This is a genomic window from Azospirillum largimobile (genome assembly GCF_977007025.2).
This window is the reverse complement of sequence record NZ_CDRMUA020000004.1, coordinates 125,217-151,704: the sequence shown is the minus strand read 5'-3', so window position 1 is coordinate 151,704 and position 26,488 is coordinate 125,217. Positions and strand designations below refer to the sequence as shown.

Below are 26,488 nucleotides of genomic sequence, written 5' to 3'. Positions count from 1 at the left end.
AACGGACCCCCACGCCGCGCGGATGGTGCCCTGCGGCGGATCGGGCGGTCGAGCGGTTCCTTATCGAAGTTTTGCGGAGACGAGAGATGGCCAACGTTGCGGTGGTCGGCGCCCAGTGGGGCGACGAGGGCAAGGGCAAGATCGTCGACTGGCTGTCCAGCCGGGCCGATGTGGTGGTGCGCTTCCAGGGCGGTCACAACGCCGGCCACACGCTGGTGATCAACGGCGTCGAATACAAGCTGAGCCTGCTGCCGTCCGGCGTGGTGCGCCAGAGCAAGCTGTCGGTCATCGGCAACGGCGTCGTGTTCGACCCGTGGGCCTTCATCCGCGAAGTGAACGCGATCAAGGACAAGGGCGTCTCCGTCACGCCGGAAAACCTGATCGTCGCCGAGAACGTGCCGCTGATCCTGCCGGTGCACAGCGCGCTGGACAAGGCGCGCGAAGAGGCCAAGGGCGCCGGCAAGATCGGCACCACCGGCCGCGGCATCGGCCCGGCCTATGAGGACAAGGTGGCGCGCCGCGCCATCCGCCTGTGCGACCTGACCGACGACGCCGTGCTGGTGGAGAAGGTCGATGCCCTGCTCGCCCACCACAACGCGCTGTTCCGCGCGCTGGGCGCGCCGGAGATGACCCCGGCCGACATCCTGGACCCGCTGCGCGAGATTGCGCCGCAGGTGCTGCCCTACGCCGCGGTCGTCTGGAAGCAGCTGGACGAGCTGCGCCGCGCCGGCAAGCGCATCCTGTTCGAAGGCGCCCAGGGCACGATGCTGGACATCGACCACGGCACCTATCCGTACGTCACCTCCTCCAACACGGTGGCCGGCAACGCCGCCGCCGGCAGCGGCATGGGCCCGCGCGCCGTCGGCTATGTGCTGGGCATCTGCAAGGCCTACACCACCCGCGTCGGCTCCGGTCCCTTCCCGACCGAGCTGAAGGACGAGATCGGCGAACTGATCGGCCAGAAGGGCAAGGAGTTCGGCGTGGTGACCGGGCGCAAGCGCCGCTGCGGCTGGTTCGACGCCGTCATGGTCCGCCAGGCGATCAAGACCGGCGGCATCGACGGCATCGCCCTGACCAAGCTGGACGTGCTGGACGGCTTCGACGAGATCAAGGTCTGCGTCGGCTACCGCCTGGACGGCAAGGAACTGGACTACTACCCGTCCAACGCCGGTGCCCAGGCCCGCGTCGAGCCGATCTACGAGACCTTCGAAGGCTGGAAGGACACCACCCGCGGCGCCCGCTCGTGGGCGGAGCTGCCGGCCCAGGCGGTCAAGTATGTCCGCCACATCGAGGAGCTGATCCAGGCCCCGGTCGCCCTGCTGTCGACCAGCCCGGAACGCGACGACACCATCCTGATGACGGACCCGTTCGCCGACTGAGGCGGCGCCGACTGAGTTGACGGGGAGTTCCCAAGAAGGAAGGGCCGGCGCTTTGCCGGCCCTTTTTCGTATCAAAAAGGCCTGAAGCGCTCAAACAGACCGGGTGAGGCCGCCGTCGACCCGGATGTTCTGTCCGGTGATGTAGCCGCCTCCCGCCGACGCCAGGAAGGCCACCGTCGCCGCGATCTCGTCGCTGCTGCCGTAACGCTGCATGGGCACGCTCTCGCGGCGCTCCTCGGTCGCCGGCAGGCTGTCGATCCAGCCGGGCAGGACGTTGTTCATCCGCACATTGTCCGCCGCGTACTGGTCGGCGAAGATCTTGGTGTAGGCGGCCAGACCGGCCCGCGCGACGGCCGAGGTCGGGAACATGGCGCTCGGCTCGAACGCCCAGGCGGTGGAGATGTTGACGATGGAGCCCGACTTCTGCGCCACCATGATCGGCGCCACCAGCCGGACCGCCCGCACGACGTTGAGGAAATAGACGTCCAGCCCGCGGTGCCAGTCCTCGTCGCTGATCTCCAGCAGCGGCCCGCGCGGGCCATGCCCGGCGCTGTTGACCAGCACGTCGATGCGGCCCCAGCGCTCCATCGCGGCGTCGACCAGCAGCTTCAGGTCGTCGCCTGACTGGTTCGACCCGGTCACCCCGATGCCGCCCAACTCCACGGCCAACGCCTCGCCCTTGCCGGAGGAGGACAGGACTGCGACCTTGAACCCGTCGGCCGCCAAGCGGCGCGCGGAGGCCGCCCCCATGCCGCTGCCCCCGGCCGTGACGACGGCCACCTTCTCTCCAGACATCCCGAACCCTCCTGAAGCCATGTTGGTCCCGCCAACCATAGGGGCGCGGGAACATCGCCTCAAACGCGAATTCTGGATGGGAGGCCGGAGGTCCGCAGCGTCAGATGTCGAAGTTGGCGGCGATGTTGCCGGTGGACTGGCGATGGCGCAGCGCGTCGGCCAGCGTCTGGTTGTCGAGCACGGCGGCGGTGGCGTCGCGGACCTGAACCATCAGCCAGCGGACCGAACAGGTCGCCGTGTCGATGCAGTCCTCGCATGGCCGGAAGGAGGCCTTGCTGGCGCAGGGGATCGGGGCCAGATGGCCGTCGATCAGGCGAATCACCTCACCGAAGGTGATCTGCGCCGCCGGCCGGGCCAGCCGGTATCCGCCGCTCTTGCCACGCTTGGCGAACAGCAGTCCTTCCTTGCGCAACTCCACCAGGATCGCTTCCAGGAATTTGCGCGGGATGTTCTCGCGCTCGGCAATGTCGGCGATCAGGATCAGATCGCCATTGTCCTTCTCCGCCAGCATGATCAGGGCACGCAACGCGTATTTGGCTTTCTGCGACAGCATTCCGGCGGAGTCCGTATTATTTGCGGCGGCGGTTGGTGGGACCGCACCGATCTAAAGCTTCGGTGGTTAACATTTGGTGCCGGCCCGGTATTCCACCCAAAGGCGTGACACCCGGCCGGACTTGCGGACCTTAGCCAGAATCGTCGCCCAATGCGACCGGCTTTGCGCGAATGGTTTGCGACGGCCGCCGCAGGCGCGTTAAGGTCGCGCGGCCTCCGTCGACCCGTTACCCAAGAAGCGCAGAAGGACAGGACATGCAGTACGCCATCGTTCCGGTCACCCCGTTCCAGCAGAACTGCACGGTACTCTGGTGCCCCGAGACGATGAAGGGGGCCGCCATCGATCCGGGCGGTGACCTGGACCGCATTCTGGCAGCCGCGAAGGCCAAGGGCGTGACGCTGGAGAAGATCCTGGTCACCCATGGGCACATCGACCATGCCGGCGCCGTCGCCGATCTGGCCGACAAGCTGTCCCTGCCGATCGAGGGACCGCACCGCGATGATCAGTTCTGGATCGACGGCATGCCGATGCAGAGCCAGATGTTCGGTTTTCCGCCCGTCCGCTCCTTCACGCCCAACCGCTGGCTGGCGGAGGGTGACACGGTGACCGTCGGCAACCAGACGCTGGAGGTCCGCCACTGCCCCGGCCACACCCCCGGCCATGTGGTGTTCGTCCATCGGCCGTCGAAGCTCGCCATCGTCGGCGACGTGCTGTTCCAGGGCTCTATCGGCCGCACCGATTTCCCCAAGGGCAACTACGCCGACCTGATCGCGTCCATCCGCGACAAGCTGTTCCCCTATGGCGACGACATCGCCTTCATCCCCGGCCACGGCCCGATGTCCAGCTTCGGGGAGGAGCGGCTGTACAATCCGTTCCTGAACGACTGAGGCGGAGAGCTACCGCGCAGCTAGCCCCCCGACCCGCCCTTCTTGCCGCCGCCGTCCTGCTTGTTGACGGTGGCCCAGGCGCGCCGCTCGGCCTCGTCGTGGGACACGCCGCGCTTTTCGTAACCTTCTTCGATATGCTCGGCCTTGCGCTTCTGCTTGTCGGTGTATTTGTCCTTGTCGCCCTGGGACATCCGATCCTCCTGTCGCAATTTCCCGCTCAACAGCATCGACTGATGGAAGGTTCCTCACCGGATTAGGCTGAATCTCATATCCGGGACCGGACAGTCGGAAAGCGCGTCTTGCCGTGAGCGAGGCTGTCGCCCATCCTTTTCCCAAAGCTTACCGGGGGAGGATCAGGGGTGTTCACACTGTTCAACAGGGGCCGTGCCGTGATGGGTGCGGCGGCGCTGGCGCTGGGCCTGATCGCCGGGGCGGCGCAGGCGGCGGATGCGGTGCGCGTCGGCTCCAAGCTGGATGCGGAAAGCGGACTGCTCGGCACCATGATCCTGCAGATGCTGCAGGCCAACGGCATCCCGACGGAAAACAAGATCCAGCTCGGCCCGACCAAGATCGTGCGCGGCGCGCTGCTGTCGGGCGAGATCGACGTCTATCCCGAATACACCGGCAACGGCGCCTTCTTCTTCAACGTGGACAGCGATCCGGTCTGGAAGAATGCCGGCGCCGGCTATGAGAAGGTCCGGCAGATGGACCAGGAGAAGAACGGCATCGTCTGGCTGAAGCCGGCCCCCGCCAACAACACCTGGGCGCTGGCCGTCCGCCGCGACGTGGCCGACGCCAACAAGCTGAAGACGATGGAGGATTTCGCCAAGTGGGTTTCCGGCGGCGGCAAGGCGAAGGTCGCCGCCTCCGCCGAGTTCGTGGAGAGCCCGGCCGCCCTGCCCTCCTTCCAGCAGACCTACGGCTTCGCGCTGAAGCCCGACCAGATGCTGATCCTGGCCGGCGGCGATACCGCCGCGACCATCCGCGCCGCGGCGGAGCAGACTTCCGGCGTCAACACCGCCATGGTCTACGGCACCGACGGCGCCATTGCCGCACTGGACCTCGTGGTGCTGGCCGACACCAAGGGCGCACAGATGGTGTATGAGCCGGCGCCGACCGTCCGCGCATCGGTGCTGACGGCAAATCCGAAGATCGCCGACCTGCTGAACCCGGTCTTCGCCAGCCTGAACGCGGAAACGCTGCGGGGCCTGAACGCCAAGATTTCGGTGGACGGACAGGACCAGAAGCAGGTCGCCACCGACTACCTGAAGTCCAAGGGCTTCCTGAAGTAAGCCGGTGACGTGACCTTCCGGCTTCCCTTGTACAACCGCGTCGCCCTGCTGATGGTGCTGGCCGCGGCCGTTGCCGCCGTGGCGCTGCCCTTCCTGGGCTTCGCCCCGAACCGGCTGCTGTCCGGCCGGCCGGTGCCGCTGTGGGCCGCGGTGCAGGGTCTGGGCGGCGTGGCCGTCCTGCTGCCGGGGCTGGTCCTGCTGGCGACGCCGTTCCTGCGGCCGACACGCTTCGGGCTCGGCCTGACCGTGGCGGCGGGGGGGCTGTTCGCAGTCGGGCTGGTCTGGCTGGCGGGACACCACGCGACTGCCCTTGCGCAGGGGGCCTCGGCGGCGGCGCGCGCCTCCTTCGCCTCGGGTTTCTGGGTCATGGCGGCGGCGGGGCTGCTGGCGGCGGTCGACGCGGCGCGGCGGATGGGGCTTGGTGCCGTCGGCCGTCTGGCTGTCGGCGGGGCCGTCGCCGCTCTGGTGGCGCTGCAACTGGCAACCGGCCATCTCGACGCGCTGTCGATCCTCAAGGAATACGCCAACCGCCGCGACGTCTTCGCCGATGCCGTGCTGCGCCACGCCATGCTGGTGGCGGCGGCGCTGGTGCCGACGCTGCTGGTCGGCATTCCGCTGGGCGTGGCGGCGCACCGCGTGGAGGCGGTCGGGCGCGCGGTGTTCCCGGTGCTGAACGTCGTGCAGACGGTGCCGTCCATTGCCCTATTCGGGCTGCTGATGGCGCCGCTGGCCGCACTCGGCGCCCTGCTGCCGGGCTTCGGGATCAGCGGGGTCGGGCCGCTGCCGGCGGTGATCGCCCTGACGCTCTACTCGCTGCTGCCCATCGTCCGCAACACCGCGGTCGGTCTCGACGGCGTGCCCGCCCCGGTGCGCGAGGCGGCAAGGGGGATGGGGCTGACGCCGCGCCAGATTTTCCTGCGCGTCGACTTGCCGCTGGCCCTGCCGGTCTTCCTGTCGGGCCTGCGCATCACCGTCGTGCAGGCGGTCGGGCTGGCGGCGGTGGCGGCGCTGATCGGTGCCGGCGGCCTGGGCGCCATCATGTTCCAGGGGCTTTTCGCCAACGCGCTGGACCTCGTGCTGCTGGGGGCCGTTCCCGTCATCCTGCTGGCGGTGGCGGCCGACGCCCTGCTGTCCATCGGCATCGCCGCCGCCACTAGCCACATCGGCCTTTCGCCGGGAAGGAGTGCGCCATGATCGACTTCGAGCGCGTGACCAAGCGCTTCGGCTCCTGGACGGCGGTGGACACCGTGTCCTTCACCGTGGCGGAAGGCGAGTTCCGGGTGCTGATCGGCCCGTCCGGATCCGGCAAATCGACGGTGCTGCGCATGATCAACCGCCTGATCCCGGCGGATGAGGGCGCGATCCGCATCGACGGCGAGGACATTGCCTCCCTGAGACCGGAGGAACTGCGCCGCCGCATGGGCTACGTCATCCAGTCGGTCGGCCTCTTCCCGCATTGGACGGTGGAGCGCAACATCGCCACCGTCCCCGCCCTGCTCGGCTGGCCCAAGGTGCGCATCCGCGACCGGGTGACGGAACTGCTGGAACTGCTGAACCTCGACCCGCGCCGCTACCGCTCCGCCTATCCGCACCAGTTGTCCGGCGGGCAGCAGCAGCGCGTCGGCGTCGCCCGCGCTCTGGCGGCGGAGCCGCGCATCCTGCTGATGGACGAGCCGTTCAGCGCGCTCGATCCCATCACACGCGCCAGCCTGCAGGCGGAACTGTCGGCCATCCACCGCCGCACCGGCACCACCGTGGTCTTCGTCACCCACGACATGGACGAGGCCTTGCGGCTGGGCGACAGCATCGCGGTGATGGACCATGGCCGCCTGATCCAGTGCGCCACCCCGCTGGAGATCCTGACCCGCCCGGCCAGCCCGCTGGTGCGCGACCTCGTGGGGCGGGAGGAGTGGGGGTTGAAGCGGCTGGCGGTGGAGACGGCCGGCGACCGCGCCCGTCCGCAGGAACGCGTGGGCGGCGAACCGCTGCCGTCCGAAACCCCGCTTCACCGCGCCCTGTCGGAAATGGTCTCCCGCGGGGCCGAGCGGCTTCCGGTGGTGGACGGCGACGGCCAGCCCGCCGGGGTGCTGCACCTGTCCGACCTCGTCCGTCCCACGTCCGATGGAACCTTGCCGGACCGGGCGGCATGACAGTCGCCGGCATGGCCCCGCGGGAGTTCCTGACCGACCGGCTGATGCTGGGGCTGGTGGCGCTGGTGGCGCTGGTGCTGGGCATGCCATCGCTGAAGCCTCTGTTCGCCACCCTCTACCCCGGCCTCGACCGCCCGCTCTACGAGGCGGAAAGCTTCGTCCGCCTGACGTTGGACCATATGATTCTGGTCGGCCTCTCCAGCCTCGCCGCCATCCTGCTGGGCGGCGGGGCCGGCATCGCCGTCACGCGCCCCTGGGGGCGGGAGTTCCGCGGCCTTCTGGAAACCGTCGCCACCATGGGCCAGACCTTCCCGCCGGTGGCGGTGCTGGCGCTGGCCGTGCCGGTGATGGGCTTCGGCCCCGAACCGGCGCTGATCGCGCTGACGCTCTACGCCCTGCTGCCGGTGGTGGAGAACACGGTCGCCGGGCTGGACGGCGTTTCCCCCGCGGTGCTGGATTCCGCCCGCGGTCTCGGCATGGGACCGGCGGAGGTGCTGTTCAAGGTGGAGCTGCCGCTGGCCGCCCCGGTGATCCTGGCCGGCGTGCGCACCGCCGTCATCATCAATGTCGGCACCGCCGCCATCGCCTCCACCGTCGGGGCCAAGACCCTCGGCCTTCCCATCATCGTCGGGCTGAACGGTTCCAACCAAGCCTACGTCATCCAGGGCGCTATGATCGTTGCCGCACTTGCGGTGGTGATCGATGCCGGGTTCGACCGGCTGGCCGGATGGCTGACACGCTGGTCGCGGCGCTGAAAAATCGATATAATTCAGATAATTATATCGACCGAGACACTTAATGATCTTTTAGCATTCCGGTAAGAAACAGTTAGTACCCGAAGTTCGATTAGCATGCCTATGGTCGTTTCCGAACACGGACCGTTCGGAATGCAACATCGCGGCAGGCCTTGCCGCTTGCGCAAAGAAGAATCCCCGCATCCGACCGGTCTCCGAATTCAGGGAGACCACCATGAGCATTCATCCACTGGACCCCGTCCAGGCCCTGGAACGCATGATGCTGATCCGGGCCTATGAAGAGACGCTGATCGACCTGCATGGCCGCGGGCGCGCCGCCGGCACCTGCACCTCGGTGGGACAGGAGGCGCCGGCCGTCGGTGTCGTATCCGCACTGACTGCCGACGACCTGATCCTGACCAACCACCGCAGCGCCGGCCATCTGCTGGCCCGCGGTGCCGATCCGGGCCGCATGCTGGCGGAGGTGATGGGAAAGCGCGACGGCTATTGCGGCGGCAAAAGCGGGTCGCTGCACATCTCCGCCAAGGATCTGGGCGTCGTGCTGACCTCCACCATCGTCGGCGGCGAGCTGGCGCTGGCGACCGGTGTCGGGCTGTCGCGCAGCATGCTGAACAAGCCGGGCATCGTCGCCTGCTTCTTCGGCGACGGCGCCGCCACCGAAGGGCGTTTCCAGGAATCGCTGAACCTCGCCGCGGTGTGGAAGCTGCCGATCCTCTATGTCTGCGAAAACAACCAGTGGCAGGCCTTCGTCCACCGCAAGGAAACCATGCTGGCGGACGGGATCGCCGGCCATGCCGCGGCCCTGGGGGTGGAGAGCGCCGTGGTCGACGGCAACGACCCGCTGGCGATGTTCGACGCCGCCTGCACCGCCATCGACAGCATCCGCCGCACCGGCAAGCCCTTCCTGCTGGAAGCGATGACCTACCGCCTGCGCGGCCATTTCGAGCCCGACGACCAAGCCTATGTCGACCGGACCGAACTGGCCCACTGGCGCGACCGCGACCCGATCCTGCGCCTTCGGGCAAAGCTGGAACACGAAGGCCGCCTGAGCGCCGACGGCATCGCCGCCATCGAATCCCGCGTCCGCGCGACGATGGAGGCCGCGACCGCCTTCGCCGACGCCAGCCCCTATCCGGGCCCCGACGCCCTGACCACAGACGTCTACGCCTGAGCGGAGGCCAGCAATCATGACCACCATGACCGTCAACGACGCGATCTCCGCCGCCCTGGCCGAGGAGATGCAGCGCGACCCCACCGTGATGATCTTCGGCGAAGGCGTCGCCACCAAGCGCCGCGACCTGCTGGAGCGGTTCGGCGCCGCCCGCGTCCGCAACACCCCGCTGGCGGAGGGCATCATCGCCGGCACCGCCGCCGGGGCCGCCGCCACCGGCCTGCGCCCGGTGGTGGACCTGCTGTTCGCCCCCTTCCTCTGCTATGCCATGGACGAGATCGTCAACAGCGCCGGCAAGCTGCGCTACATCTCCGGCGGGCAGTTCAGATTTCCGATGGTGGTGCTGGCGATGACCGGCGCCGGCTGGGGCGTCGGCGCCCAGCACAACCACAATGTGGAGAGCTGGTTCGTCCACAGCCCCGGCCTGAAGATCGTCATGCCCTCCACCCCCGCCGACTTCAAGGGGCTGATGAAATCGGCGATCCGCGACGACAACCCGGTGCTGGTCTTCGCCGACATCGCGCTCGGCTACAGCACCGGCGAGGTGCCGGAGGACGCCGACGCCATCCCGCTGGGCAAGGCGGCGGTGCGGCGCGAGGGTCGCGACGTGACTCTGGTGTCCTACGCCAAGACCGTCGGCACCTGCATGGCCGCCGCCGACACGCTGGCCGCCGCCGGCATCGACGCAGAGGTGATCGACCTGCGCAGCCTGAAGCCGCTGGACGAGGCCGCCATCCTGCGCTCCGTCGCCAAGACCGGCCGTCTGGTGGTGGTCCATGAGGCGAGCCGCCTGTGCGGCGTCGGCGCGGAGATCGCGGCTCTGGTGGCGGAGAAGGCCTTCACCAGCCTGCGCGCGCCGGTGCTGCGCCTGACCGGCCCCGACGCCCCGGCCCCGGCGAGCTTCCCACTGGAGCAGGCCTTCGTCCCACAGGCCGACGCCATCGTCGCGGCCGTCCGCTCGCAGATGGGCGGCTGACGCCGCGCCCGATACCCCGCCATATTCCTTTCCCCGGAGCACACCCCGATAATCCGCCAGACCCTGTCCGCCCTGCTTCTTTCCGCGACCCTCGCAAGTCCTGCCCTGGCCGACGACGCGGTCGCCCGCGGCAAGTATCTCGTCACCGTGATCAGCTGCGGCGACTGCCATACGCCGGGCCATCTGCTGGGCAAGCCGGACCTCGCCCGCGCGCTGAGCGGCTCGGATGTCGGGTTCGAGATCCCCGGCCTCGGCGTCTTCCACGGCTCCAACCTGACCCCCGACAAGGAGACCGGGATCGGCAATTGGACCGAGGAGCAGATCGTCACCGCCATCCGCACCGGCAAGCGGCCGGACGGGCGCATGCTGGCGCCGGCCATGCCCTGGATGTCCTTCGCCGCGCTCAGCGACGAGGACGCCCGCGCCATCGCCGTCTATCTGAAAAGCCTGCCCCCGGTCGCCAACAAGGTCGCCGGCCCCTTCGGTGCGACCGACAAGCCGTCGGGCTTCGTCATGCGGATCTCGGCCCCGCAATGACAGTAAATTTCGTATAGCAAAACTATATTCCGAAAACTTGAATTCGCCGGATGGTCTGCTAGACTGACCGTCCGCGGGCCGATGTGCCCTGATTCAAGGCTTTTCGGAGAGCGCCGATGCCGTCCCCGGCCCAGACTGAAGCGGTTCCGTCCCATCCTGTCCAGTACGCGCGCCAGGGGCGCGTCGGCGTCATCACCGTGGACTATCCGCCGGTGAACGCCGTCGGCCATGGCGTGCGCAGCGGGCTGGTGGCGGCGCTGGAGGCGGGGCTCGCCGATGGGGAGGCGGAAGCGCTTCTGCTGGTCTGCGCCGGCCGCACCTTCATGGCCGGGGCGGATATCCGGGAGTTCGGCAAGCCGTCCGCACCGCCGACCCTGCCGGAGGTGGTGGCGCGCCTCGACGCCTCGGCCAAGCCGGTGATCGCCGCCATCCATGGTACGGCGCTCGGCGGCGGGCTCGAGGTGACGCTGGCCTGCCATGTCCGCGTCGCGCTGAGATCCGCCAAGCTCGGCCTGCCGGAGGTGAAGCTGGGCCTGCTGCCCGGCGCCGGCGGCACCCAGCGGCTGCCGCGGCTGATCGGCGCGGCCAAGGCGCTCGACATGATCCTGACCGGCGACCCGGTGAGCGCGGAGGAGGCCTTGGCCATCGGCCTCGTCGATGCGGTGGAGGACGGCAATTCGCCGCTTGATGCCGGTCTGCGCGCCGCCAGCCGGCTGCTCGCGGAAGGGCGGATGCCGCAGCCGGTCAGCGCCCGTACCGACCGCATCGCCGGCACCGATCCCGCCCTGTTCGCAGCCAAACGGGCGGAACTGGCGAAGCGTCAGCCGCACCTGTTCTCTCCCCACCGGATCGTCGATGCGGTGGAGGCCGCCGTCACCCTGCCCTTCGCCGAAGGCACGGCGCGCGAGCGGGAACTGTTCCTTGCCTGCATGGACTCGCCCCAGCGCGCCGGCCTGATCCACGCCTTCTTCGCGGAGCGCGAGGTGGCGAAGGTCCCCGGCCTGCCCGCCGGCACGCCGACGCGCGACATCCGCAAGGTCGGGGTGATCGGGGCCGGCACCATGGGCGGCGGCATCGCCATGTGCTTCGCCAATGCCGGCATTCCGGTGGTGCTGGTGGACAGTGCGCAGGAGGCGCTCGACCGCGGCACCGCCGCCATTCGCCGCAACTACGAATCCACCGCCCGCAAGGGCCGGCTGACCGCCGCGCAGGTGGAGGAGCGGATGGGGCTGATCCACCCCACCCTGTCCTATGGCGACCTCGCCGACGCCGATCTGGTGGTGGAGGCGGCGTTCGAGAGCATGGAGGTCAAGCAAACCATCTTCCGGATGCTGGACGAGGCCTGCAAGCCGGGCGCGATCCTCGCCACCAACACCTCGACGCTGGATGTCGACGCCATCGCTGCGGCGACCGGCCGGCCGCAGGACGTGCTGGGCATGCATTTCTTCAGCCCGGCCAACGTCATGCGCCTGCTGGAGGTGGTGCGCGGCGCCCGCACCTCCGACACCGTGCTGGCGACGGTGATAGGACTGGCGCGGCGGATCGGCAAGGTGGGCGTGGCGGTCGGCGTCTGCTACGGCTTCGTCGGCAACCGCATCCTGCACCAGCGCGGGCGCGAGTCGATGGCTCTGGTCGAGGAGGGCGCCAGCCCCGAGCAGGTCGACCGCGTGCTGACGGAGTTCGGCTTCCCGCTCGGCCATTTCTCGATGACCGACCTTGCCGGCATCGATGTCGGCTGGCGCATCCGCGAGGAGCGCCGCAAGGCCGGCGATCCCGAGGCGCAGGCGCCCAACTGGCTGGACGTGCTGGCCGAACGCGGCCGGTATGGCCAGAAGACCTCCGCCGGGGTCTACCGCTACGAACCCGGCAGCCGCACCCCCATTCCCGATCCGGAGGTGGCGGCGGTGATCGAGGAGGACCGCCGCCGCCGCGGCATCACCCCGCGTGCCGTCAGCGACGAGGAGGTTCGCGAACGCTGCCTCTACGCCATGGTCAATGAAGCCGCCAAGATCCTGGAGGAAGGCATCGCCGCAAGGCCGGTCGACATCGACGCCATCTGGCTGCACGGCTACGGCTTCCCGTCCTGGCGCGGCGGCCTGCTGTTCTGGGCCGACCGCGAAGGGCTGGGCAAAATCGCCGCAGCCGTGCAGCGTTACCACCGGGACATCGGCGGACCGCAATGGCGCCCGTCCACTTTGCTGCTGCAACGGGCGGCGGACGGACAGCCGATCGGATGCTGAATCCGGAATATGGATTACAGCCCCGAAACTAGTTTGTGTTACCGATTGTTAGGAATCTTCCCTATACTCTTCCCACGGAGCCGCTCCACCGGCCCCCACCCGTCCCCCCAGGCGGCGGAACCGGCGGAGCGGTCCTGAAACGGCCCGGACCTGATCGAAGGGGAAGAGCATGAAGGACATCACCGTCGCAGCCACCGACTGGGGTCTCCACGCCGTCGCCTGCACCGGCCTTCCTCTTGCTCCCCCCTCCGCCTGGCTCGGGACGCTGCGCAACGTGCTGTCCGGCGCCGGCACGGGCTCCCGCCTGTTCCTGGATTTGCGGGAGGTCGGCAAGTCCCCCCTGCCGCCGTCCCACCTGGGAGCATTGGCGTCGGTCCTGGCCCAGGCCGGGTTCAGTGCGGTTCTGGTGCCGGACCTCCGGCTCGGCCACGCGCTGTGCGATGCGGTCCGCCGCAGCGGCGGCACGGGCGCCAGCGAGACGGCCACCGGCCTGCGCGTCCTCTTCACCGAGGGCCGCGACCGGGTCGCCATCGCCGCCGCCTACCAGTGGCTGCTGAACGGCCGGGAGCCTGCGGATGCCCTTCGGGTGTCCGATGGCCGCCCGTCGGTTCTGGCCTTCCCCGTCACCGCGGCGCATCGGCCGGCGACCTCCCCCGGTCGATCCGATCTGCGCCACGCCTGCTGACGGTTTTCCCGTAACGGCTGTTTCGTATCCGTTTTTCCTGCAGTCATCGTCGTCTCACCTGCCTTTTCGCCCCGGCCGGACTCACCTCCCGCCGGGGCTTTTTATTGCAGCCGCATTTTCCCCGAAAAAACCGCGCCAGCTTTCGCCGGGCGTTCCGTGGATAGCCACAGAACGAACGGGGCGGCGCCTGACCGTCGCCCATTCCAGAACGACATCGGCCCGAACCGCCGCGAAATCCCGCCCGGATTCCGCGAACGGGCCGCGATTGGGTGGAGAAGGCGATGCTGGTCGATTCTGTCAGCTCTACAACCTTGACGGCCACGACGAGCTCCTCGTCCAACAGTTCCTCAACGAGCAGTTCTTCGGGCTCGCTGGTCGAAAACTACCAGTCCTTCCTCACCCTGCTTCTGAAGCAGCTGGAGGTCCAGGACCCGACCAACCCGGTCGACGCCAGCACATACACCACCCAGCTGGTCCAGCTCGCGTCGCTGGAGCAGCAGATGTCGATCGGCGACAAGATCGACGAGCTGACCAGCACGGTGTCGGACCTCAGCACCTCCCTGACCTCCGCTCTGGGCTCCACCAGCAGCGCCATCAACTACTACGGGCAGACGGTCGAGGCGGAAGGCTCCACCACCCCGCTGCAGGACGGCGAGGCGACCTGGGAATACGACCTGGAGTCCACCGCCGCCTCGGTCAAGCTGACCATCACCGATTCCAGCGGCAACACGGTCTACAGCGACGTCAGCTCCTCCACCGCCGCCGGCACCCATGAGGTGACCTGGGACGGCGTCGGCACCGACGGCAGCAGCTACAGCAGCGGCACCTACACGCTGTCGATCACCGCGCTCGACGCCAACGGCAACGCCATCGACACGACGACGCGGTTCAAGGGCACCGTGACCTCGGTCGACAGCTCGTCCGGCACCGCGGTGCTGAGCGTCGGCGGCGTCAGCGTGTCGGCCGACGACGTGCTGTCGGTGTCCTGACCTCCCCTCCCCTCCCCGAACACCAGACGACAGGTGCCGCGATGAGCATCACCAGCGCCATGTACAGCGCCACGTCCGGGCTGACCGCCCAGAGCAAGGCGCTCGCCAGCATCTCCAGCAACATCGCCAATTCCAGCACCACCGGCTTCAAGGGCACCGTCACCGAGTTCACCTCCTACATCAACAAGACCACCACGGTCGACGAGCAGGTCGGCGGCGTCATCGCATCGAACACCCGAAGCATCAGCAGCCAGGGCGAGATCGAGACGTCCAGCGTCACCACCAACCTGGCGGTGAACGGCGAGGGCTTCTTCGTGGTGTCGGACGACACGGCGGACGGCGGGACCTACTTCACCCGCAACGGCTCCTTCAGCACCGATTCAGACGGGTATCTGGTGAATTCGGAGGGCTACTATCTCTCCGGCTGGAAGCTGGACGACAGCGGCAATGTGAGCGCAAGCAACAAGACCTCCGTCGACAGCCTGGAATCCATCAACCTGTCCAACATCAAGGGAACGCCGAAGGCAACCTCCACCCTGGGGATCGAAGCCAACCTGCCGTCCGATGCCGAGACCGGCGACAGCTTCACCTCCGACGTCGAGATGTTCGACGCGCTGGGCAACAGCCACTCCGTCACCATGACCTGGAGCAAGACCGCCGACAACACATGGTCGGTCAGCGCGTCCAACCCGGTCAGCTCGGACGACGGTACGACCACGACCGGCACCATTTCCGGCTTCCCGATCACGATCGAGTTCAACGAAGACGGGTCGCTGGCCGGCGCCACCCAGAACGGCACGGCGGTCGATCCCTCCGCAATCGCCTTCTCCGTCACCGGATGGACGACGGGCGCCGGCGACAGCAGCGTCTCGATGGATCTCGGCACCGCCGACGGCACCGACGGGCTGACGCAATATGCGTCCGGCGAGGACGATCCGGAGATCGGCGACTGGACCTCGACCCAGGACGGTTACGAACCGGGTTCCCTGACCGGCACCACCATCGACAACGAAGGCGTGGTCCGCGCCACCTTCGACAACGGCGAAACGCGGGCGATCTACCAGATCCCGATCGCGACCTTCGCCAATGCCGACGGGCTGGACAGCGAGAGCGGCACCACCTTCACCCAGACCTACGAGTCCGGCAGCTACCAGCTGCGCACCGCCGGAGACGGCAAGGCCGGCGACATCGAGGCCGGGTCCCTGGAAAGCTCCACCGTCGAGCTGACCGACGAGTTCAGCCGCATGATCGTCGCCCAGCAGGCCTATTCCGCGGCGTCCAAGGTGATGACCACGGCGCAGGACATGCTGGACACGCTGATCTCGATGAAGCGGTGACGCCATGGCCGCCGCACCGGACGAAGGGTTCGCCCACGCCGAAAGCCTGCTGCTGGAACACCGCCGGCTCACGGTGCAGGCGCGGTCGCTTCTGGCCCGCAGCAGCACGCGGGCCGAGCGGCTGGCGATGGCCGACGACCTCATCGCGCTGATCGACCGGCTGGGCATCGAAAAGCGTGCGCTCGCCGCCCGCATCCACCGTGGCCGGGCCGCCAGCGCGGCGGTCAGCGCCTATGGCAAGGCGTTGGCGGCGCGGCGGTAAGGGCAGTCGACGCCGCCCCTCCTCCCGAAAATTCCGCGCCAGCTTTTCCCTCTCCCGCCGTGGAACCTGACATCCACACCCCGGAGCCTACGCCATGGCGCTCAAGCACACCCTGCGCAAGCCCGCCCAACCGAAATCCGAAACGGCGAAATCCGAAACGGCGAATTCCGAGACGCCCAAGCTCAAGCTGACGAAGGCTGAACCGCGGACGGCATCCGCAATTCCGGACACGCCCACGATCTTCCTGCGCGTCGACGCGGTGGTGGTTCTGGAGGGCTTCGTCGTCGAACTGGATCGCGCGGCGGCGCGGGCGGAGGCGGCGGTGCGCGAAGGCCGGCCGCGCGACGCGCTGCTGGCGGCGGGCGACATGCAGACCCTGCTGATGGCCTGGAAGGACCGGCTGACCGATGCGCTGGCCCAGGCGCGCAGCAAGCGCGTCGCCCCGGCCGTGCGCGGCGCGGCCAAGGCCGCCGCCGGGCAGGTGCTGCCGACGCTGGCTGCCCGCATGCGGGTGATGGAGGCGCAGATCAAGGTTCATCGTGCCCGCCAGAGCGCCATCGGCGCCGCCCTGCGCGCCGCCTCCACCGCCCCCGCCGGCGTCTACGGCGTCGCCTACGGTCCCGGCGCGCGGTGCGGCGCAAGGGTGGCGAAGCGCACCACCGGCCACGCCGTCGGCGTGACGGTCTGACACCGCAACGAAGGAGAGGGAGGCCGCGCCATGTCGCTTCGCGTCGCCAGTTCCATCGCCACATCGGCATTGCGCACGTCCGAAGTCGGGATGGCCGTCGCCTCCTCCAACGTCGCCAACGCCGATACCGAGGGCTACACCCGCAAGACGTCCTCGACCATCACCCGCGACACGGGAACCGGCATCTCCAGCGTCGACGTGACCTCCGTCTCCAGCAACGTCGACCGCTATCTGCTGAAGACCATCGTGTCGGCGCAGTCGGACCTCGGCTATGCCGAAACGCGCGACGGCTACCTCGACCAGATGCAGTCGGCCCTGGGCAGCGTGACGGCGGACGAGGAGAGCACCGGCACCGACATCAGGTCGATGATCGACGCGCTGGCCGACACGCTGGGCACGCTCGCCACCTCCCCGGCAAGCGAGAGCGCCAAGGCGGCCACCGTTCAGGACCTGTCCGATCTGGCGGAGACGCTGCGCAACACCTCCTCCACCATCCAGTCGCTGCGCGCCCAGGCCGACGACGAGATCGCCACCACCGTCGACACCATCAACGAGACGCTGAACAGCATCGACGACCTGAACGACCAAATCGTCCGGGGCAAGGCGCTGGGCCAGAACGTCACCGACCTGGAGGACCAGCGCAACACCGCGCTGAAGAGCCTCGCCTCGAACCTCGATGTCACCTATCAGGTCGACGACAGCGGGCTGATGCGCATCTCCACCGCGTCGGGCAAGTCGCTGCTCGACAGCGCGGTGCACGAGCTGTCCTACACGGCGGCCTCGTCGGTGAGCGCCTGCACGGCCTACAGCGCCAGCGGCAGCAGCGGCTTCAACGGCATCATGCTGAACGGCGTGGACATCACCAGCTCTTTGCTGGGAGGCTCGCTGGGCGCGCTGGTGCAGCTGCGCGACAGCGACCTGCCCGCCCAGCAGGCGGCGCTGGACGAGCTGGCGACGACGCTGATCGACACGATGAACGCCATTCAGAACCAGGGCACCTCCTATCCCGCGCCGCAGACGCTGACGGGAACCGAAACGGTGTCGGCCGGCGATGCGCTGGCGGTGACCAGCGGGACGCTGCGCGTCGCCGTCACCGACAGCAGCGGCACGGCGGCGGAGGTTCTGGACATCGACCTGTCCACCATGTCGACGCTGCAGGACGTGGTGGACGCCATCAACACGATGAGCACCGCGTCCGCCTCGATCTCCGCCGACGGCAAGCTTGTGATCTCCGCCGACAGTTCCAGCAACGGCATCGCGCTCGGCGGCGACGCCAATGACGGGACGACCGGCGCCTTTTCCGACGCCTACGGACTGAACGACCTGCTGACCGGCACTGGCGCCTCCGACATCAAGGTGGCGACGCGCATCGCCGAGGACAGCAGCCTGCTCGCCACCGGCGCCCTGTCCTCCACCAGCGGCCTGACCGCCGGCGACACGGTGCTGGCCAGCGGCGAGGGGTCGGTCGCCAGCGCCCTGTCGGTGGCCTACTCCACCGGCTACGCCTTCGATGCCGCAGGGAGCCTGAGCGCCCGCAGCACCACCTTCGCCGGCTATGCCGGCGCCGTGATCCAGGGAGCGGCCACGCTCGCCGAGAAGGCGGCCACCGCCCTGGATAGCCAGGAAACCTACACCACCAGCCTGGAGACGACCTTCTCGTCCCGGAGCGGCGTCAACGTCGACGAGGAGACGGCTGCGATCTCCACCCTGCAATCCGCCTACGAGGCCGCTGCCGCGGTCATGAAGACGCTGCAGGAGATGTTCGACACGGCGCTGGACATGGTTCAGTAAAGGAGACCGCGATGGAACGGGTCGCGACCTACAACCATCAGAACACGCTCGTCCAGTACATGCTGAAGGCCGAGGCCAAGGTGGCGGCCGAGCAGATCCGGTCGGCGTCCGGCCTGAACTCCACCTATTACAAGGGCATCGCCACCGACAGCAGCCGGCTGGTCAATCTGGAAAGCCATTACCGCCGTCTGGAACAGTATATCGACGAGGGCGAGGTCGTGAACGGCCGCATCCAGTCGATGTATGACGCGGTCGGCAGCATGACCGACCTCACCTCCCGCCTCGGCGCGCTGATCACCGGGCTGCAGGGCGACAACGCCGCCGGCGTCGAAGGCGTGGTGGCGGAAGCCGCCCAGCTGATGGAGGAACTCGCCGGGCTGATGAACACCCGGCAGGACGGCCGCTACCTGTTCGCCGGCGGGCGCACCGACCAGACGGCGGTCGATCTCGACAGCTACACTGCCCAGACCTACCCGTCGAGCGCCGACACCAGCTATTACCAGGGCGATTCCACCGTCACGCATTATCAGGCGGCCGATGATTTCGTGCTGTCCTACGGGGTGACCGCCGACGATCCGGCCTTTGAGAAGGCCCTGCGCGCCTTCAGCCTGATCGCCGGCATGTCGACCGATCCGGTGGACGAGGACCTGCTGGCCGAAGCGACGCAACTGGCATCCGATGCGACCGACGGGCTGACCATCGTCCAGGCCAAGCTGGGTGCCGCCAGCGCGTCGCTGGAGAACACCATCGACCGCCATGTGGACGAGCAGCTGGTGCTGCAGACCCAGGTCGACGACATCCGCAGCATCGACCTGGCCGAGTCCACCACCAGGCTGTCCCAGCTCCAGGCCTCGCTGGAAGCGACCATGAGCCTGATGAAGATCCTCGAAGAGAACAGCCTGTCCGACTACCTGTGACCGCCGCGAAGGCGCGCAAAAAAGCGCTGGCCCGATCGAAAAACCCCGCCAGCTTTCGCCGCGTCCGCCGTGAGTCCCTGTGAGGGTCGCCGAAACGGCCCCGGTTCGATCAGGAGACCAGATCATGCCCGTCATCACGACCAACACGGCTTCCAATTCGGCGCTTCGCTATCTGAACATCAACTCCGAAAACCAGTCGGATTCGGTGTCCAAGATCGCCAGCGGCTCGCGCATCACCAAGGCGTCGGACGACGCGGCGGGCCTCGCCGTCGGCACTTCGCTGCAGTCGGACATCACGGTGCTGAACCAGGCGGCGACCAACGCCTCGCACGGTTCGTCGATCCTGCAGACCGCCGATGGCGGCATGTCCAGCATCTCCGACATCGTCCAGCGCATGCGCTCGCTGGCGACGCAGTCGCTCTCCGGTTCGGTCACCGACAACGAGCGCGCCTATCTCGACGCCGAGTTCCAGCAGCTGCAGGACGAAATCGACGGCATCGCGTCGGGCACCCGATTCAACGACGAATCGCTGCTCGACGGCACCGAGCAGTGGGCGTCGGGCGTCAACTTCCGGGTTGGCACCACCGCCACCGACAACATTACGGTCACCATCGGCAACGTGACCACGACGGGTTTGGGCATCAACACGCTCGATGTCGGCACCTCGGCCACCGCCGCCGCCGCGCTGACGGCGCTCGACACCGCGGTGACCAGCCTGTCGGACGCCCGTGCCGATGTCGGTGCGCTGATCTCGCGCTTCGAGTTCCGCAGCGACATGATCGACACCACCATCGAGAACACCGAGGCGGCGCAGTCCGCGATCATGGACGTCGACGTCGCGGCCCAGCAGTCGCAGCTCGCCTCCGAGAAGGTGCTGACACAGGCGGCCATCGCCGTCCTGTCGCAGGCGAATTCGATGCCGGAAAACCTGCTCTCCCTTCTCCGCTGACGGTTCGCCGACGGTTCGGTGGTCGCCGGTCCGGCGCGCTCGGCACGGCTTCATGCACGCGCAGGGTGCCGCCGGCCGGCGACGGTGAAGCATCGGGGGGATCACCACCGCCATGTCCACAGTCACTTCGACAACCAGCACCACCAGCACGACGGCCGCCGGCACCGGATACTCGGCGCTGACCTCCACCGATTCCGGGACGGGCATCGACTATTCCCTGCTGATCGAGGCGAAGGTCAATGCGCGACTGGTGAAGGCCGACCGGATCGACACCAAGATCACCGCCAACGAGGCGAAGATCACCGCCTACACGGACCTGCAGAATCTGCTGCAGACGGTGAACGAGTCGTTGGACGGTCTGCGCAACCGCAGCAAATCGACCGGCGCCTCCAGCAACCTGTTCAGCCAGCGCGCCGCCTATATCGGCGACGATGACGTGTTCAGCGCCACGGTGGACGACGGTACCGAGGTGGGCACCTATTCGGTGGTGGTGCAGCAGATCGCCACCAGGCACAAGTTCGCCGCCGACGGCACCGGCAGCAAGACCGACGCGCTGGGTTATTCCGGCAGCTTCACGCTGCAGGCGGCGGACGGCACCGCCGTGACCATCTCCATGGACAGCGACGACAGCCTGACCGACCTGCGCGACGCCATCAACGCGCAAAAGTCGACGAGCGGCGTGACCGCCAGCATCGTGCAGGTCAGCGACAGCAGCTATCGGCTGATCCTGACCGCCGACAACACCGGCGAGGAGATCACGTTGACCGACGGCGGCGACGGGGTGCTGTCCTCCCTGGGCCTCACCGACGGCGACGGCGCGATAAAAAACGAGTTGGTGGCGGTCCAGGACGCGATCGTCGAGATCGACGGCGTCACCGTCACCCGCCGTTCCAACACCATCGACGACGCCATCGATGGCGTGACGCTGAACCTGTACAGCGCCAGCCCCGATACGGCGGTCTCCATGGAGATCTCGACCGACCTGTCGTCGATCAAATCCGCGATCACCGATTTCGTCGATGCCTACAACGCCTACCGCGAGTTCGTACTCACCCAGCAGTCGACCACCTCGGACGGCGAGGCGAGCGAGGACGCGACGCTGTTCGCCGACAGCCTGCTCCGCCAGATCACGCATTCGGTGTCGAGCGCGCTGAACACTTCCATCACCACCGACGACGGGACCGTGCTGTCGCTGGCCGCGCTCGGCATCACCTTCGACGGTTCCAACAACCTGGAGCTGGACGAGGACACGCTGAACAGCATCCTCACCAGCGACGTCGACGCCGTGCAGCAGTTGCTCGGCCTCACCATGACCTCGTCGTCGAGCCAGTTGTCGCTGCTGCGCTACGAGACCACGCAGTCGTCGCTGTCCTTCACGCTCGACATCGTCAGGGGCGACGACGGGACGCTGACATCGGCGTCGGTCAACGGCGACAGCGATCTGTTCACCGTCAGCGGCAACCGCATCATCGGTGCCGAAGGCACCGCATACCAGGGCATCGTGCTGGTCTATACCGGCGGCAGCGGCGGCGTCGATGTCGACTTCTCGCGAGGCTTGGCGGACAAGCTGTACGGTGCCATCGATGCGGCGGCGGCCGATTACGACAGCGACCTTGCGACCGCCGTCGACGACCTGGAAGCCCAGGACACGACGCTGCAGAGCCGGTCGGACGACATCCGCACCAGGGCGGAGACCTACCGCAGCACGCTGACCGCATATTACGCCCGGCTGGAGGCCGCCGCCGAAACCGCGGCGCTGCTGCTGAAGCAGCTGACCTACAGCGACGACGATGACGACTGACTTGGGAGGCTCCGGTCGGGGCTCCATCGGGCAGACCTCATCCCCATCACGAGGATCCGGCGCCATGCGCAACTCCGCCTATTCGAAAGCCCTGAACGCCTATGCCGTCGCCAACAGCACGGTGCCGCCGCTGGTCGCCGTGGTGCGGCTCTACGAGCGGGCGATGATCCACCTGCACGCCGCACGCGACGCCGCCGCCGCACGCCGCTTCGACCACCATCATGCGGCCATCCAGCGCGCCGTCATGGTGTTCGCCGGCCTTGATTCCATTCTAATTTTCGACAAATATGAGGATATCGCCTGGACGCTCCGGCGGTTCTACCGCCGGCTGATCGCACAGGCGGGCGCCGCCGCCAGCCGGAAGGATCCGGTTGCGGCCTGCGAGTCACTGATCAGCCAGACATCCTTCATGCTGAAGGCCTGGCAGGCCATCGCCGCAGAACGCGGCGGGCCATCCACTGTCGTCGGTGCCCCGGCCAAAGGGCTGCATGCATCCGTCGTCGGGAGAACGATGGATCATGCTCATGGCGGACTCTCGGCTTGATGCCAGGCGCCGGCCGGACGACTGCGGGCGCCCCGATCACGGATCGGTCATGTCCGGCGAGGTGACGCAAGGGCGTGCCGCCGGCGCCATCATTCCCCTGGACGAGGATCCGGACGAGGCGCTGATGGCGCAAATCCGGTCGGGCAGCCAGACGGCCTACCGGCGCCTGGTCCACCGTCACCTGAAGCGCACCTATGCGCTGGCCCGCCGCCTGACCGGCAACGAGGCGGAGGCGGAGGATGTCGTGCAGGATGCCTTCCTCCAGGTCTGGCAGCGCCGCGCCCAATGGACCGACGACGGCGGGGCCCGCTTCACCACCTGGCTCTACCGGGTGGTGGTGAACCGCTGCATCGACCACAAGCGCCGGCCGGTCGGCCAGGATCTGGATGCGGTGGCGGAGCCGTCGGACGGCGCTCCCGATGCCGTCAGCACCATTCACCGCCGGCAGGTCGCCGCCCGCCTTCTTGACGCCCAGAACAAGCTGACTCCGCAGCAGCGCGCCGCCGTGACGCTGTTTTATTATGAGAATTTGAGCAACGCCGACATCGCCGGCGTTATGCAAATCAGCATAGGTGCTGTAGAATCCCTTTTGAAACGCGCGCGCCAGCAGCTCCGGCTGCTGCTGCGCGCCAGTGCGCAGGCGGCCAGGGATTCCTTCGATGACGGATGAGGAGTTTCGCGATCGGCTCGATCGCCACGGAGGCGACCTCGCCCTCTGGCCCGCCGATGTGGCCCGGGACGCGCGGCGCCTTCTTCTGCGTTCGGTCAAGGCGCAGGCGATGCTGGACGAGATGGTGACGATGGAACTGGCGCTCGGCCGGTCTGAGGATCGTCCCCCGCCGGGCCTAGCCGACCGCATCTTCGCCGCAGCCTTCCGCCTGCCGCCGTCGGAGCGCGGCTTCGATGAGGATGGCGATCAGCCGACGCGGCTGATGTAGCATTTCCTCGCCGGGTCAGCCCCCGGCCACCCGCCGCAGTTCCCCTGCGATGCGCTCCATCGCCTGCTCAAGCCCCTGGCCGCCCAGCGGCTGGAACAGGCGCATCGACGGATACCAGGGCCGCCCGGCGGTGCCGAGCTGCGTCCAGTCACGATTGCCGAAGCGCCAGACCGGCACTCCCAGCGCACCGGCAAGTTCCGCCACGGAGTTCGCGGGCGCGATGACGAGGTCCAGCGCGGAGACCAGTGCCGCCGTCTCCTCGAAATCATCGCGCAAATCCAAACCGGTCCAGCCGTAGATTGGCTGTCCGAACCGACCCTCCGCCTCCAGGATTTCGCGCCGGCAGTCGTCATACTGCAGGTTCACGAAGGTGACGCCGGGAACGGCGAAGACCGGGCCCCAGGCGTCCAGCGGCAGATAGGCGCCGCGACGGTCGGCGGTCATCACCTGGCTGCGCCAGCTGATGCCGACGCGCAGGCCGTCGCCGGCGCCGTCCAACCGCTCCCGCCAGTCGGCGACGCGGCCGCCGTCGGCGAACAGCCAGCAGGACCGGGTCGGAAAGGCCGACAGCTGGTCCCGCAGCAGGCGCGGGACCGAACCGGCCGGAATGTGATAGTCGCAGTCGACCGTCTCCGCCTCCACCAGCCCGCAGGACGGCTGCCCGGCGCGCATGGTGGCCTTGGGAAAGGACCGGGCGAACAGCGGCACCAGCCGGCGCTCGCATTCGATCACCACGGTCCCCGCCAGCTTGATCAGGTCGGGATAGCAGGAGGCGAACAGGAACTCGTCCCCCACCCCCTGCTCGCGCCAGACGAACAGGCGCTTGCCGGCCAGCGGCTGGCCGGTCCATTCCGGGATGGTAAAGCGCCGCTCCGGACGCACGCGACCGGCTTTGAAGCGGAAGGCGTAGTCGGCCCAGCCGTCGTTCAGCGCCCCACGCTCCAGCGACAACAGCCCGCGGTTGAAGCGGGCCAGGGCATGGCCGGGCGAGGCGGCGACCGCACGCCCGAACCAGCGGCCGGCATCGGCACGTCCCTGCCGCTGCTCCGCCAGCCCCAGGGTGCAGAGCGGATCGGCCAGCGCCGGCCCCAGTGCCAGCGCATGGCGGCAGGCGGCCCCGGCCTCGGCGGTCCTCTGCGCGCCATTCAGCGCATAGGCCAGCACGGCATGCAGCGGCGCATGCCCCGGCAGCAGCCGGATGGCGCGACGCACCTTCACCGCCGCCGGTCCGAAATCCTCGCTGTCCGAAAGATCCGCGCCGAGGTTGCCGAGCGCGTCGGCGAAGACGGGATTCAGCGCCAATGCGCGTTTCCAGCACGCTTCCGCCTCGTCACGGCGTCCCTGCGCCTTGCAGGCGTTGCCGAGATTGTTCCATGCCTCGGCCTGCCGGGGTTCGCGGGCGATGGCGCGGCGATGGCAACGCTCGGCACGGTCGGAGCGGCCGAGCGCCGCTTCCGCAAGCCCGAGATTGACCAGCGCCGGCAGATGACCGGGATCGAGCGCCAGAGCGGCGCGGAACCACTCCAGCGCACCGGCGTGGCGGCCCTGCGCATGCAGCAGCAGGCCCAGGTTGTTGCGGGTCTCGGCATGGTCCGGCTGGCGCCGCAAAGCCTGGACATAAGCGGTTTCCGCATCGGACAGCCTGCCCAGCCCCTGCAGGGTGGCGCCGAGATTGGCCCAGACCGAGGCATTGTCGACGCCCAGCCGCAGAGTCTCCTGATAAGCGGCAGCCGCCTCAGCCAGCTGGCCCCAGCGGCGCAGCGCATTCGCCAGCGTGATGCGGATGGCGGCGTCCTGCGGCCTCATCCGTGCCGCCAGCCGGTAGCAGCCGAGTGCCGCGCCGGCCTGCCGCAGATCCTCCAGCGCCCTGCCCATGCCCATCCGTGGTTCGGCGGCACCCGGCACCAGCCGCGCGGCGGTGCGGTAGCAGCGGAGTGCCGGCGCCGGCCGCCCCTGCTTCCCAAGGATCGAGCCCAGCAGGCACCGCACGTCGGCGTCGTCGGGGTTGAGGATCAGGGCGCGGCGGGCGCTGGCGAGCGCGGCGTCCACCCGTCCCTCCTCCATCAGCGCCTGTCCCAGTGCCAGATGGTAGGAGCCGACCAGCGTGTTGGACCGGGCTGCCGTGTCGAACAGCCGGGTGGCGTCGGTGCGGCGCCCGTCCTGGAAGACGATGTGGCCGAGCAGATGGGCGGCGTCGCCGTGCGACGGGTCGATCCGCAGGATTTCGCGGTAAAACCGCTCCGCCCGCTCCATCTGTCCGGCATTGTGGTGCTGGACCGCAAGACGCAGCAAGCTGTCGGTACGCCGTGTCGCGTTCCCGTCCATGGTCGTCGCCGTTCCGTCAATGAACTCGTCCCGCGGCATTCGGGCCGCGTCTGTTCGTTGGTACGGTGCCGGCGATGAACTCCTGCGCGGGCGTGCAACTTTTCTTAAGAGGCCGGCTTTTCTCTTGTCCGCAACATGAACACTTCCACCGGCGTCAGCCGTGATGGCGCAGATAGGCGGTGGGGTCGCACGCCTCCCCCAGGGCCATGGCGCGGGCGCGGTGGATGTGCTGCATCAGGATATCGCGGAACTCCTGCGCGGTCAGGTCGCTCCATTCCGGCGTTTCGCCGGCGAAGGTCATCTGGGCGGCGGTCGCCTCGAACAGGCGCAGCCATTCGTCCGCCTTAGCGGCCGGGTCCTCGTCCCTGCGGAACATCTCCGCCATCATCTTGGTCATCAGCGTGCCAAGGGCCAGCAGGTTCACATGCAGCAGCATGTTGCCCAGCATCACATCGGGCTTTTCGTCGAGCATGGGTCGTCACTCCGGGCGATGTCGTGACGGGTCTCACGGACGGCGCGGCGAAAGC

27 protein-coding genes are annotated in these 26,488 nt (G+C 68.3%); 22 read left to right on the top strand and 5 right to left on the bottom strand.

The features are described 5' to 3' along the window. Positions 1 to 86: 86 nt before the first annotated feature. Positions 87 to 1,379, top strand: coding sequence for an adenylosuccinate synthase (locus ACWPKK_RS22180; RefSeq protein WP_324871705.1), 1,293 nt, complete (start codon positions 87 to 89; stop codon positions 1,377 to 1,379). 90 nt (positions 1,380 to 1,469) lie between these two features. Here the strand turns inward: ACWPKK_RS22180 and ACWPKK_RS22175 are convergent, their stop codons facing one another. Together ACWPKK_RS22175 and ACWPKK_RS22170 are read right to left on the bottom strand one after the other, a co-directional pair. Then, on the bottom strand, positions 1,470 to 2,174 hold the full coding sequence (locus ACWPKK_RS22175; protein WP_452008543.1) for an SDR family oxidoreductase: 705 nt from the start codon (positions 2,172 to 2,174) through the stop codon (positions 1,470 to 1,472). A gap of 100 nt (positions 2,175 to 2,274) precedes the next feature. Next, positions 2,275 to 2,727 carry an RrF2 family transcriptional regulator gene (locus tag ACWPKK_RS22170; RefSeq protein WP_149225602.1) on the bottom strand — a complete coding sequence of 151 codons (453 nt, stop codon included), beginning with the start codon at positions 2,725 to 2,727 and terminating at the stop codon, positions 2,275 to 2,277. A 254-nt stretch (positions 2,728 to 2,981) separates the two neighbouring features. On the opposite strand from ACWPKK_RS22170, the gene ACWPKK_RS22165 reads away from it, so the two are divergent. Further along, positions 2,982 to 3,614: an MBL fold metallo-hydrolase gene (locus ACWPKK_RS22165; RefSeq protein ID WP_452008540.1), complete on the top strand. Its 633-nt coding sequence runs from the start codon at positions 2,982 to 2,984 to the stop codon at positions 3,612 to 3,614. 20 nt (positions 3,615 to 3,634) lie between these two features. On the opposite strand, the gene ACWPKK_RS22160 is transcribed toward ACWPKK_RS22165, so the two are convergent. Then, on the bottom strand, positions 3,635 to 3,805 hold the full coding sequence (locus tag ACWPKK_RS22160; protein ID WP_452008537.1) for a hypothetical protein: 171 nt from the start codon (positions 3,803 to 3,805) through the stop codon (positions 3,635 to 3,637). Positions 3,806 to 4,006: 201 nt separating this feature from the next. Between ACWPKK_RS22160 and osmF the strand changes: the two genes are divergently transcribed. The 20 genes from osmF (at position 4,007) to ACWPKK_RS22060 (ending at position 23,636) form a co-directional block, all read left to right on the top strand. Continuing rightward, a complete protein-coding gene (gene osmF, locus ACWPKK_RS22155) occupies positions 4,007 to 4,906 on the top strand; it encodes a glycine betaine ABC transporter substrate-binding protein OsmF (RefSeq protein ID WP_452009617.1) in 900 nt (299 codons plus the stop codon). A 51-nt stretch (positions 4,907 to 4,957) separates the two neighbouring features. Then, positions 4,958 to 6,100 carry an ABC transporter permease gene (locus ACWPKK_RS22150; protein ID WP_452009614.1) on the top strand — a complete coding sequence of 381 codons (1,143 nt, stop codon included), beginning with the start codon at positions 4,958 to 4,960 and terminating at the stop codon, positions 6,098 to 6,100. Beyond that, positions 6,097 to 7,056 (top strand): ABC transporter ATP-binding protein, encoded by a 960-nt coding sequence (locus ACWPKK_RS22145; RefSeq protein ID WP_452008534.1) that lies wholly within the window; start codon positions 6,097 to 6,099, stop codon positions 7,054 to 7,056. Before ACWPKK_RS22150 ends, ACWPKK_RS22145 begins: the two co-directional genes overlap by 4 nt. Continuing rightward, complete coding sequence (locus ACWPKK_RS22140; protein WP_452008532.1) at positions 7,053 to 7,811, top strand: ABC transporter permease; 759 nt, start codon at positions 7,053 to 7,055, stop codon at positions 7,809 to 7,811. Before ACWPKK_RS22145 ends, ACWPKK_RS22140 begins: the two co-directional genes overlap by 4 nt. A 214-nt stretch (positions 7,812 to 8,025) precedes the next feature. Next, complete coding sequence (locus ACWPKK_RS22135; protein ID WP_452008530.1) at positions 8,026 to 8,982, top strand: thiamine pyrophosphate-dependent dehydrogenase E1 component subunit alpha; 957 nt, start codon at positions 8,026 to 8,028, stop codon at positions 8,980 to 8,982. Between the two features lie 16 nt (positions 8,983 to 8,998). After that, positions 8,999 to 9,958, top strand: coding sequence for an alpha-ketoacid dehydrogenase subunit beta (locus ACWPKK_RS22130; RefSeq protein ID WP_452008527.1), 960 nt, complete (start codon positions 8,999 to 9,001; stop codon positions 9,956 to 9,958). Between the two features lie 48 nt (positions 9,959 to 10,006). Further along, positions 10,007 to 10,495: a c-type cytochrome gene (locus tag ACWPKK_RS22125; RefSeq protein ID WP_452009611.1), complete on the top strand. Its 489-nt coding sequence runs from the start codon at positions 10,007 to 10,009 to the stop codon at positions 10,493 to 10,495. A 116-nt stretch (positions 10,496 to 10,611) separates the two neighbouring features. Further along, positions 10,612 to 12,735 carry a 3-hydroxyacyl-CoA dehydrogenase NAD-binding domain-containing protein gene (locus tag ACWPKK_RS22120; protein WP_452008524.1) on the top strand — a complete coding sequence of 708 codons (2,124 nt, stop codon included), beginning with the start codon at positions 10,612 to 10,614 and terminating at the stop codon, positions 12,733 to 12,735. Positions 12,736 to 12,904: 169 nt separating this feature from the next. After that, complete coding sequence (locus tag ACWPKK_RS22115; RefSeq protein ID WP_452008522.1) at positions 12,905 to 13,420, top strand: hypothetical protein; 516 nt, start codon at positions 12,905 to 12,907, stop codon at positions 13,418 to 13,420. A 281-nt stretch (positions 13,421 to 13,701) separates the two neighbouring features. After that, a complete protein-coding gene (locus tag ACWPKK_RS22110) occupies positions 13,702 to 14,409 on the top strand; it encodes a flagellar hook assembly protein FlgD (protein WP_452008520.1) in 708 nt (235 codons plus the stop codon). 41 nt (positions 14,410 to 14,450) lie between these two features. Next, a complete protein-coding gene (flgE, locus tag ACWPKK_RS22105) occupies positions 14,451 to 15,746 on the top strand; it encodes a flagellar hook protein FlgE (protein WP_452008517.1) in 1,296 nt (431 codons plus the stop codon). Positions 15,747 to 15,750: 4 nt separating this feature from the next. Further along, positions 15,751 to 16,008: a hypothetical protein gene (locus ACWPKK_RS22100; RefSeq protein WP_452008514.1), complete on the top strand. Its 258-nt coding sequence runs from the start codon at positions 15,751 to 15,753 to the stop codon at positions 16,006 to 16,008. Between the two features lie 94 nt (positions 16,009 to 16,102). Next, the gene (locus tag ACWPKK_RS22095; protein WP_452008512.1) at positions 16,103 to 16,696 is read left to right on the top strand and encodes a hypothetical protein; all 594 of its coding nucleotides are present in this window, start codon (positions 16,103 to 16,105) and stop codon (positions 16,694 to 16,696) included. Positions 16,697 to 16,726: 30 nt separating this feature from the next. Next, positions 16,727 to 18,487: a flagellar hook-associated protein FlgK gene (flgK, locus tag ACWPKK_RS22090; RefSeq protein WP_452008509.1), complete on the top strand. Its 1,761-nt coding sequence runs from the start codon at positions 16,727 to 16,729 to the stop codon at positions 18,485 to 18,487. Between the two features lie 11 nt (positions 18,488 to 18,498). Then, positions 18,499 to 19,404 carry a flagellin gene (locus ACWPKK_RS22085; protein WP_452008507.1) on the top strand — a complete coding sequence of 302 codons (906 nt, stop codon included), beginning with the start codon at positions 18,499 to 18,501 and terminating at the stop codon, positions 19,402 to 19,404. Positions 19,405 to 19,528: 124 nt separating this feature from the next. Then, the gene (locus ACWPKK_RS22080; protein WP_324871724.1) at positions 19,529 to 20,353 is read left to right on the top strand and encodes a flagellin; all 825 of its coding nucleotides are present in this window, start codon (positions 19,529 to 19,531) and stop codon (positions 20,351 to 20,353) included. A gap of 112 nt (positions 20,354 to 20,465) precedes the next feature. Next, a complete protein-coding gene (fliD, locus tag ACWPKK_RS22075) occupies positions 20,466 to 22,154 on the top strand; it encodes a flagellar filament capping protein FliD (RefSeq protein ID WP_452008505.1) in 1,689 nt (562 codons plus the stop codon). 64 nt (positions 22,155 to 22,218) lie between these two features. Beyond that, on the top strand, positions 22,219 to 22,698 hold the full coding sequence (locus tag ACWPKK_RS22070; RefSeq protein ID WP_452008503.1) for a flagellar export chaperone FliS: 480 nt from the start codon (positions 22,219 to 22,221) through the stop codon (positions 22,696 to 22,698). A gap of 49 nt (positions 22,699 to 22,747) precedes the next feature. Beyond that, positions 22,748 to 23,368, top strand: coding sequence for an RNA polymerase sigma factor (locus ACWPKK_RS22065; RefSeq protein ID WP_452008501.1), 621 nt, complete (start codon positions 22,748 to 22,750; stop codon positions 23,366 to 23,368). Beyond that, a complete protein-coding gene (locus ACWPKK_RS22060) occupies positions 23,358 to 23,636 on the top strand; it encodes a hypothetical protein (RefSeq protein ID WP_452008499.1) in 279 nt (92 codons plus the stop codon). The genes ACWPKK_RS22065 and ACWPKK_RS22060 overlap by 11 nt, the downstream gene beginning before the upstream one ends. Positions 23,637 to 23,651: 15 nt before the next feature. Here ACWPKK_RS22060 and ACWPKK_RS22055 read toward each other — a convergent pair whose 3' ends face one another. Both ACWPKK_RS22055 and ACWPKK_RS22050 read right to left on the bottom strand, forming a co-directional pair. Further along, entirely contained in the window at positions 23,652 to 25,961 is a 2,310-nt protein-coding gene (locus ACWPKK_RS22055) for a tetratricopeptide repeat protein (RefSeq protein ID WP_452008497.1), read from the bottom strand. Between the two features lie 154 nt (positions 25,962 to 26,115). After that, on the bottom strand, positions 26,116 to 26,433 hold the full coding sequence (locus ACWPKK_RS22050; RefSeq protein ID WP_452008494.1) for a hypothetical protein: 318 nt from the start codon (positions 26,431 to 26,433) through the stop codon (positions 26,116 to 26,118). Between the last annotated feature and the right edge of the window lie 55 nt (positions 26,434 to 26,488).